Origin of the sequence: Streptomyces sp. NRRL B-24572 (assembly GCF_002156145.1) — a bacterium.
In the GTDB taxonomy this organism is placed as follows: domain Bacteria; phylum Actinomycetota; class Actinomycetes; order Streptomycetales; family Streptomycetaceae; genus Streptomyces; species Streptomyces vietnamensis.
In genome coordinates this window covers 18426-27242 of the sequence record NZ_MWIG01000337.1, presented here as the reverse complement: position 1 = coordinate 27242, position 8817 = coordinate 18426, and the positions used below count along the sequence as shown (strand labels likewise).

The following is an 8817-nucleotide window of genomic DNA, read 5'->3' as shown; positions in this document are numbered from 1 at the left end:
ACCTCGCCGGCGAGGTCCACGGCCCGCTCCAGGCGGTGGAGTTCCGCGCCGGTCAGGCCGGTCCGCCGGGCCTCGTCGAGGAGGGTGTCGAAGCGGGCGGGCGGGGCCTGCCCGGCGAGCAGTTCGAGGACCGTGAGCAGCGCGTCGGCACCACCGGCTCCGTCCGCGCCGTCCAACGTCATGGCCCCTGCCCCCGTAGTTGAGCGATAAATCGGGCACCTGGGAGGAAACCCGTACTGCTCGCCGAAAATAATTCGGCTTCGGGAGTCGGTCAACGGTGAGTTGCCGCACTTCATTCCCCGTGGCGGTGCTGTCGTCCCGTCAGGTCGCCGTCGGGCGGAGCCCGCCGGGCGGTCAGCCGACGGAGCCCGCCGGGACGAGCCGGGTGCGCGCGGGGCCGTACGGGGCCGTGCCGTACCGGTCGGGGACGTACGGGGCGGGGGCCGGCCGGGTGGTGCCGTACTGCGCGGGGCTGTACTGCGCGGGGATGCGGAGGCCGTACGCGGAGCGGCCGGCCGTCTCCCGCGCGGCGAGGACCGAGCGCTGGAGGCGGCGGAGCCGCGCCGAGGGTTCCATGCCGCTCTCGCTCTTGAGGGTCACGCGCAGCCGCTCGTACACGACGAGGGCCTCGTCGGGCTGTCCGCAGCGGAGGAGGGCGACCATGAGGTGGGCGTGGAGGGGCTCGTTGGTGCGGTAGCGGGCGACGAGTCCGGTGAGTTCGGAGACGAGTTCGGCGTGCCGGCCGAGGCCCAGCTGTGCTTCCAGCCACTGGTCGAGGACGCTGAGCCGGGAGGTTTCGAGGCGCTCGATCTCCCTGCGGAGCCGGGGGCCCGCGGCCACGCCCGCGTAGGGTTCGCCGCGCCAGAGGGCGAGGGCCTCGCCGAGGCGGAGTGCGGCGCGGGACAGGTCGCCGGCCTCCATGGCCCGGTAGCCGGCGCCGGCCGCGCGCTCGAACTGCCAGACGTCGTTGGGGCCGCCGCCGGTGTCGAGCCGGTAGCCGCCGGGCTGGGAGACGAGGATCGCGTCGGCGGTGCGCCGGTCCGACCAGCCGGGGTGCGGCTCCGCCGGCTCGGTGTCGCGCAGGGCGCCCGCGATGAGGCTCCGCAGCTCGGCTATGTGCGCCTGGAGTTCGGCGCGGGCGCCGCGCGGCGCGCCGGACGGCCACAGTTCCTCGGTCAGGACCGTCACGGGGACGACCTGGTCGGCGCTGGCGGTGAGCAGGGCGAGCAGCTGCCGGGGCGCGGCCGCCGTCGGGGTGATCGAGACCCCGTTCTCACGGACCGACAGTCCCCCCAGGATCCGGACGTCCACCTTGCCCCCTCCATGCCTGTGCGGTGTCTGTGCGCGGGATGACTCTCGCTTGATTAGAAAAGACCCCCGTAGGCATGTCAATAAGAAACCGGAGGGTACGGAATGACACCCCCGGATATCGTGGTGATTCACCCCCTTTGTCAGGATTTCTGGGCGTCAGGTTTTCGTCAGTGGCGGAGATCTTGTGCATGCCGAAAGACTGTTTCAGGCCTGGGGGGTATGGTTTCGTAGGGTCCCTGCGGATGCCGAAGGCCCCTCGACCCGCGAGTTCACGCCAGAAACCGGCGCGTAGGTACGGTTCTCCAGGGGTCCTACGGCCCGGCTCCCCGGCTCCCTACAGCAGGGCTCCCCGTGTCCCTACAGCACGGCGGCGGCGGTGAGCAGCCCGAACGCGAGGGTGATCAGGGCCGTACGCACGCGGTGGAAGCCGTTCCAGCGCTTCTCGAAGGCGGCCCGGACCGCCGCGGGCTCGTCCTCCGAGGCGGCGAGGGCCGTGTTGAGCGGGACGTTCCCGCCGATGGTCACCAGGTGGTTGAGGGCCGCACAGACCAGCCCCGCGAGGACGAGCCACTTCTGCGTGTCCGTCCGCCCGTCCTGCGGGACGAAGAACGCGGCGGCGGGGAAGGCGATCACGCCGAGGAAGACCGTGAGGAACACGGCCCTCGGCACGTACTCGTTGATCCGGCGCATCGCCGTGACGAACTCCGGGTCCGTCAGACGGGCGAGCGCGGGCATGATCCCGGTCTGGAAGATCAGCAGGAAACCGGCGTAGAGCCCGGTGCTTCCGACGGCGAGGGCGAGCAGCAGGGTGGCCATGCGGCCATTGTGGCCCGCTGCCCGCCGCGCGCGTCAGCTGTACGGGTCACCCGGCCTCGACTCGCCCTCCCCGGAAGGGTTCTCGCCCTCCCGGGGAGGCAGCAGCCCGGAGGCCCGGCGGATGGCGTCGGCGAGCTCCCGGACCACCGCCGAGCCCGAGCGGTCGGCGATCGCCCCGGCGCGGTTCGTGAGGTCCCGCAGGCTCGGGGCACCCGGCAGGTCGCCGCCGCGCAGGGCGTCCGCGAAGTAGGCCGCGATCGCGGTCAGTTGCAGACTGTCGTGCCCGTCGGCCCAGATGTCGCCGGTCAGCGCGGCCGTCCCGACCGTGCCGGAGCGCTCGTGCGGGGCCCGGGTCCGCGGGTCGAGCCAGCGGACCGTGGCGGTGGCGACCGGACCGCTCGCCCCGGACCTGGTCTTCACGGCGTAGAGCGCGGTGACGGTGTGGCCGGCGCCGATCTCGCCGCCGTCCACCCGGTCGTTCCGGAAGTCCTCGTCGGCGACCTCCCGGTTCTCGTACCTGATGAGCCGGAACTTCTCGACGGTCCGCCGGTCGAAGGCGACCTGCGCCTTGGCGTCGCGGGCGCGCAGCTCGACGTGGGTCGGCAGCTGGTCGACGAAGACCTTGCGGGCCTGCGCCGAGTTGGCGACGTACGTCGTCTGCCCGTCGCCCTTGTCGGCGAGCCTCTCCATGAAGTCGTCGCCGTACTCGCTGCCGACGCCGACGCCGAAGAGCGTGACCCCGTACTCCCTGCGCTCCTCGTCGATGCGCGCGAGGATCGACTCGGCCTCGGTGTCACCGGTGTTGGCGAGCGCGTCGGAGAGCAGCACCACCCGGTTGGTGGCGCCCTTGCGGTAGCCCTCGACCGCGGTGTCGTAGCCGGTGCGGACGCCCGCCTCCACATTGGTGGAGGAGCTCGTCGCGAGCGCGTCGACGACCTCGTGGATCCGGCCGCGGGCGTCCCCGACGCGGGTCATGGGCAGCCGGGTCTCGGCCTCGTCGCTGAAGGTGACGAGCGCGATCGAGTCGTCGTCGCGCAGCTGGTCGGCGAGCAGCCCGAGGGACTCCTTGACCAGGTCGAGCCGGCCCGGCTCGTCCATCGAGCCGGAGACGTCGACGACGAAGGTGAGGGCGGCGGGCGGGCGTTCGGCCTTCCGGTCCGCGCCCCGGGTGGCGAGCCCGACCCGGACCAGGGACCAGCCGTCCCGCCCGGCTCGCGCCCCGTCGACGGTCACGCCGAAGCCGTTGTCCGACGGGCGCGGGTAGTCGGGGCGGAAGCTGTTGACGAACTCCTCGGGGCGCACGGTCGCCGGGTCGGGCAGCCGCCCCTCGGCGAGGGCGCGGCGGGCATAGCCGTACGAGGCGGTGTCCACGTCGAGCGCGAAGGTGGACAGGTAGTCGGGGGCGGGCGCCGGCGAACGCTGCTCGCCCTCGCGGGGCGCGGCGTTCCCTCCGTCGGGGACGGCGGGGGCGGTCCGGCCGCCGCTCCTGGCTCCCCTGTCGGCGCTGGAGCGTTCGCCGCCCGCGCCGCAGCCGCCGACGGCGAGTCCGGTCGCGAGCAGAGCCGCGACGACGGCCGTCAGGCGGACCCCGCGGTGCCGGGCCCGCCTCTCGTCGTTCTGTTCCATCTCATTTCCCCCCTCTTCGCAAGGCACTTGTTCGCAAGGCGCTTGTGAATGTGACGAACGAGAGGCCCGCGAGGAGCAGTCGAAGGAGTTGCGGATGGATCTCGATGCGGCAACGGCGACACGGGTGATACGGGATGGCATGGATTCGCCATCCTTCTCAACAGGGGTTGTCACCGTGTGCAGTCACATGCGTACATGGAGTGGACATCGATCGGGCGGGGGTGGTCAGCGGTGGCAGAGAGCGCGGGCTCCGTGATGCTCGCCCGTTCGGCGATGAACCGGGCCGCGACCGAGGGACAGCGGCCCGCCGGGCGGCCGGTCCGGGGCGCGCGGCGCATCAGCGCCGCACTCGCCGGACTGGCCGCCTCCACCCGGCACGAGTTGCTGACCTTCGACGACCCGGTCGCGTCCGCGGGCTGCGCGATCCCCGAGCCGTTCCTGGAGCTGGCGGGAGCGTGCATGCGGGCCGCGGCGGAGCGGGCCGAGGAGGTCAGACGGATCGTCCCGCGGCATGCGCTGCCCCGGATCGAAGGGGGGCTCCGGATCCCCGGCCGGGCCCGCCTCGCGGAGGCCATCCCGTTCAAGATGATCGTCGTCGACCGGACGGTCGCCGCGCTCCCGCTCGATCTGGAGCTGCTGTACAACGGGCTGCTGCTCGTCCGCGACCCGGTGGTGGTGCAGGCCCTCGTCCGGGCCCATCGCGCCTGCTGGGCGGCGGCCGAGGAGCTGACGTACGCGACGCCGCCCCCACCGCCGCCGCGCGATCTGCCGCCCCAGCTGCGCCCGGTGCTCGACGCCCTCCTGTCGGGGGTCACGGACGAGACGGCGGCCGCCCGGCTCGGCATGTCCGCGCGGACGTACAGCCGCAGGGTGGGCGAGCTGATGGCGGCCCTCGGCACGACGAGCCGCTTCCGCGCGGGCGCGGAAGCGGCTCGGAGGGGGTGGTTGTAGGGGCTGCTACGACACGATGTCCTTGCGGGCGAAGCCGCGGAAGGCGAGCGCGAAGAGGACCAGGGCGTACGTCACGGAGATCGCCGTGCCCTTCACCATGCCGCCCCACTCCAGCTGGGGCTGGAGCGCGTCGATCCAGGCGAACTGCCAGTGCGCGGGCAGGAAGTCGCGCCAGTCGCCGAGCGCGGTGACGGCGTCCAGGACGTTGCCGACGATGGTCAGGCCGACGGCGCCGCCGACCGCGCCGAGCGGGGCGTCGGTGCGGGTGGACAGCCAGAAGGCGAGGCCCGCGGTGACGAGTTGGGAGGCGAAGACGAAGGCGACGGCGATCCCGAGCCTGAGCAGGGCGTCCCCGGCGGGCACCGAGCCGCCCGTCGGCAGCTGGAGCGGTCCCCAGCCGTAGGCGACCGTGCCCGCCGCCAGGGCCACGAGCGGGAGGAGGAGCATCGCGGCGGCGCTGTAGCCGAGGGCGACCGCCAGTTTGGAGGCGAGGAGCCGGGAGCGCGGGACGGGTGCGGCGAGCAGATACCGCAGGGAGGACCAGCTGGCCTCGGAGGCGACCGTGTCCCCGCAGAACAGCGCCACCGGGATGACGAGGAGGAAACCGGCCGAGACGAAGAGGCAGGTCGCGGCGAAGTTGGCACCGGAGGCCGTCGCCGTGTCCATCAGGGTGATGCGGCCGTTGCGGTCACCGTTCCCGGGGCCGCCGATCGCGAAGGCGGCGATGAGGACGAACGGCAGGGCGACGAGGATGCCGCCCATGACCAGGGTCCGTCGGCGCTTCCACTGGCGGAGGGCTTCGACGCGCAGGGGCAGGGTGCGTCCGGGCCGGTAGCCGGGGGCGCTTGTGGATGCGGGTGCGGTGGCGGTCACGCGGCTCCTCCGATCAGGGTCAGGAACGCGTCTTCCAGACGCCGGTGGGGGCCGACCCCGGTCAGCGGCACGTCCAGGCGGACGAGTTCGCCGATGAGGGCGGTCGGGTCGGTGCCGTCGAGGCGGACCAGGAGCCCGCCGTCGGTGCGGGCGGCGGAGCCGACGCCGGGCAGGGTGCCGATCTTCTCGACCAGGGCGTCGGTGACGGTCCCCCCGAGGGTGACGAGCAGGGTGTCGCCGGAGCCGGTGATCTCTGCGGTCGGTCCGGCCTGCACGAGCTGCCCCCGGTCCATGACGACCAGATGGGTGCAGGACTGTTCGACCTCCGCGAGGAGGTGGCTGGAGACGATGACGGTCCGGCCGCCGGCCGCGTACCGGATCATCACCTCGCGCATCTCGCGGATCTGCGGCGGGTCGAGCCCGTTGGTCGGTTCGTCGAGGATCAGCAGGTCGGGCAGGCCGAGCATGGCCTGGGCGAGGGCGAGGCGCTGCCGCATGCCCTGCGAGTAGGTGCGGACGGCGCGTTCGAGGGCGCCGCCCAGGTTCGCGATCCGCAGGGCCTCGTCGACGTGGGCGTCCTCGGCGGGGCGGCCGGTGGCCTTCCAGTACAGGTCCAGGTTCTCCCGGCCCGACAGGTGCGGCAGGAAGCCCGCGCCCTCGACGAAGGCGCCGACGCGGGAGAGGACGGGGGCGCCGGGCCTGATGGCCTGGCCGAAGACCCGGATCTCGCCCTCGTCGGGGGTGATGAGGCCCATCAGCATGCGCAGGGTGGTGGTCTTGCCGGCGCCGTTCGGGCCGAGGAGGCCGAGGACCTGGCCCTGTTCGACACGGAAGGACAGGTCCCGGACGGAGTACCTGTCGCCGCCCTTGTACTTCTTCGACAGGCCGGTGATCTGGAGGGGTACGGCGGCGAGTTCGGGATCGGGCGCGGGGGCGGCGGCCTTGCGGCGGGCTGTGAGCAGCAGGGCGGCGGCGCCGGCGAGGCCGAGGAGCGGCAGGCCCCACACCCACCAGGGCAGGGCGGCGGCCTGGGTGGAGAGGCCGGGCGCGGTGGGGACGGTGAGCGGGCCCTCGACGGCGACGGTGTAGCCGGCGGGGATTGCCGGGGAGGCGTAGCCGAGGTCGGTGGCGGCGACGACGAGCCGCAGCCGGTGCCCGGCCTCCACCTCGTGGTCGATCGCGGGCAGCGTCAGGGTGAGGAGGCGGCCGGCCTTGGCGTCCTCGACGCGGACGGGGGTGACGAGCTGGGCGGGCAGCACCTGCTGCCGTCCGTCGGGCCCCACGTCGTACACCTTGGCGAAGAGGACGGCGGAGCCGTCGGCGGCGGTGGAGGTGACCTTGACGCGGACGGTCGGCGTGCCGGTGATCCGCAGGGCCTCGGCCTGTGGCTTCGCGTCGAACCGGGCGTGCTGCCCGGGGAAGTCGAGGGAGAGGCCGACGCCGAGGGAGGAGAGCCCGGAGAGTCCGCCGCCGAGGCCGGGGACGGCCGACACGGCGGGCGGTGCGGCGCCCGGCGGGTTGGTGAAGGTCTGCGGCGGCCCGCCGAGGGCGAGGCTCGTGGTGCCGGAGGTGAGGCCCGGATAGCGGTCGGCGGTCGCGGCGCGCAGGGTGGCCTGCCCGTCGGTGGAGTCGACGCCGCCGGTGCGGCTGACGCGGAAGGCGGGGCCGGTGTCGACGGAGGTGTCGTGCTTCAGCCAGCGGTCGAACCAGGTGGTGATGCGGTGTTCGACGCGTTCGGTCTCGCGGTCTCCGCCGTCGTGGCCGCCGGCGATCCAGTCGACGGCGACGGGGGCGCCGTTGGCCGTGAGGGTGCGGGCCGTGGCGTCGGACTGGGCGAGGGTGAAGAGCGAGTCGGACTGGCCCTGGACGAGGAGCGCGGGCACCTTGACGTGCGCGCCGACGGCGGAGGGGCTGCGGGCTTCGAGAAGGGCGCGGGCGGCGGCGTCGGGCTTCCCGGAGACGGCGACGCGCCGGTAGAGGGAGCACAGTTCGGCGGTGAACCGGCCGCAGGAGTCGCCCTCGGCCGGTGAGCCGGGGCGCTCGCCGGTGTTGCCCGTGGAGAAGAAGATCCCGGCCCAGAGCTTCTTGAAGACGCCGTTCGGGAAGAGGGCGTCGGCGAGGTTCCAGTAGGTGATCTGGGGGGCGATCGCGTCGACGCGCGGGTCGTGTCCTGCGGCGAGCAGGGAGATCGCGCCGCCGTAGGAGGCGCCGGTGACGCCGACGCGCGGGTCGCCGGGCTTGTCGAGGAGGACCTCGGGGCGGGCGGCGAGCCAGTCGATCAGCTTCGAGACGTCCTTGACCTCGTGGTCGGGGTCGTTGAGGCCGATCTCGCCGGTGGAGGCGCCGAAGCCGCGTGCGGACCAGGTGAGGACGGCGTACCCGTCGCGGGCGAGGCCCTCGGCCTGGGCGCGGACGTCGTCCTTGGACCCGCCGAAGCCGTGGCCGAGGAGCACGGCGGGGCGCCGGCCGTCGCCCGCGCCGGTGAAGTACGAGGTGTCGAGCCGTACCCCGTCGACGTCGAGCATCCGGTCCGCGCGGTGCACGGGCGGTGGATCGTCCTGGGCGACGGCGGTCCACGTGCCGGCACCCGCGAGGACGGCGAGCGCGGCACCGGCCGCGGCCCACCGGGGAAGTCGGAGTCGCATGGGTCGAGCCTAGGTGGCGCCTGCTCGGGGCGCGGTTGACCACGGACGGAAATCGGCGGCCTCCTCAGGTCGTACGCAGTACGGTCCGCGTACAGCAGGCGCGGTACGCGGACGGCACGCGCGTGGGCACGGGGAGGCGGCATGGAGATCCGGCGGGCGACGACGGTGGCCGAACTGCTGGCGGCGGGGCACCTGTACGACGGCCCGCCCCGGGAGGAATGGACGGTCCGCTTCCTGGCGGCGCCGGGCCACCTCATGCTGATCGCGTACGCGGAGGACGGCTTCCCGGCCGGGTTCGTCTCCGGGATCGAGATGCTGCACCCCGACAAGGGCGCGGAGATGTGCCTGTACGAGCTGGCTGTGGACGAGTCCCACCGGCGGCGCGGGATCGGACGGGCGCTGACGGAGGCGCTGGTGGCGGAGGCGCGTGCGCGCGGCTGTCGGGGCGCGTGGGTGCCGGTGGACACGGACAACGAGCCGGCGCTCGCCACGTACCGGTCGGCGGGCGCGGCGGACGAAGGGGTGTTCGCGATGCTCGGCTGGACGTTCGCCGAGGGCGCCGAGGGCGGCTGACACGGGGAAGGCCCCCCGGGGC

8 protein-coding genes are annotated in these 8817 nt (G+C 73.7%); 2 read left to right on the top strand and 6 right to left on the bottom strand.

All coding sequences use genetic code 11. The features are described from left to right. From CCN56_RS21020 to CCN56_RS21005, 4 genes are all read right to left on the bottom strand, one after another. Nucleotides 1-182, bottom strand: a 182-nt coding sequence (locus CCN56_RS21020; RefSeq protein ID WP_143664583.1) for a hypothetical protein, incomplete at its 3' end; no start/stop codon positions are given. 172 nt (nt 183-354) lie between these two features. Continuing rightward, entirely contained in the window at nt 355-1311 is a 957-nt protein-coding gene (locus tag CCN56_RS21015) for an AfsR/SARP family transcriptional regulator (protein WP_086829005.1), read from the bottom strand. Nucleotides 1312-1668: 357 nt separating this feature from the next. Continuing rightward, nucleotides 1669-2127, bottom strand: a complete 459-nt coding sequence (locus tag CCN56_RS21010) for a DUF1772 domain-containing protein (RefSeq protein WP_086829003.1) — start codon at nt 2125-2127, stop codon at nt 1669-1671. Nucleotides 2128-2160: 33 nt separating this feature from the next. Further along, on the bottom strand, nt 2161-3753 hold the full coding sequence (locus CCN56_RS21005; RefSeq protein ID WP_086829001.1) for a von Willebrand factor type A domain-containing protein: 1593 nt from the start codon (nt 3751-3753) through the stop codon (nt 2161-2163). Nucleotides 3754-3984: 231 nt separating this feature from the next. On the opposite strand from CCN56_RS21005, the gene CCN56_RS21000 reads away from it, so the two are divergent. Further along, on the top strand, nt 3985-4704 hold the full coding sequence (locus CCN56_RS21000; protein ID WP_086828999.1) for a hypothetical protein: 720 nt from the start codon (nt 3985-3987) through the stop codon (nt 4702-4704). Between the two features lie 6 nt (nt 4705-4710). On the opposite strand, the gene CCN56_RS20995 is transcribed toward CCN56_RS21000, so the two are convergent. Next, entirely contained in the window at nt 4711-5577 is an 867-nt protein-coding gene (locus CCN56_RS20995; RefSeq protein WP_086828997.1) for an ABC transporter permease, read from the bottom strand. Next, complete coding sequence (locus tag CCN56_RS20990) at nt 5574-8222, bottom strand: CocE/NonD family hydrolase (RefSeq protein ID WP_086828995.1); 2649 nt, start codon at nt 8220-8222, stop codon at nt 5574-5576. The genes CCN56_RS20995 and CCN56_RS20990 overlap by 4 nt, the downstream gene beginning before the upstream one ends. Nucleotides 8223-8363: 141 nt before the next feature. Between CCN56_RS20990 and CCN56_RS20985 the strand changes: the two genes are divergently transcribed. Further along, on the top strand, nt 8364-8795 hold the full coding sequence (locus CCN56_RS20985) for a GNAT family N-acetyltransferase (RefSeq protein ID WP_086828993.1): 432 nt from the start codon (nt 8364-8366) through the stop codon (nt 8793-8795). The last annotated feature ends 22 nt before the right edge of the window (nt 8796-8817 follow it).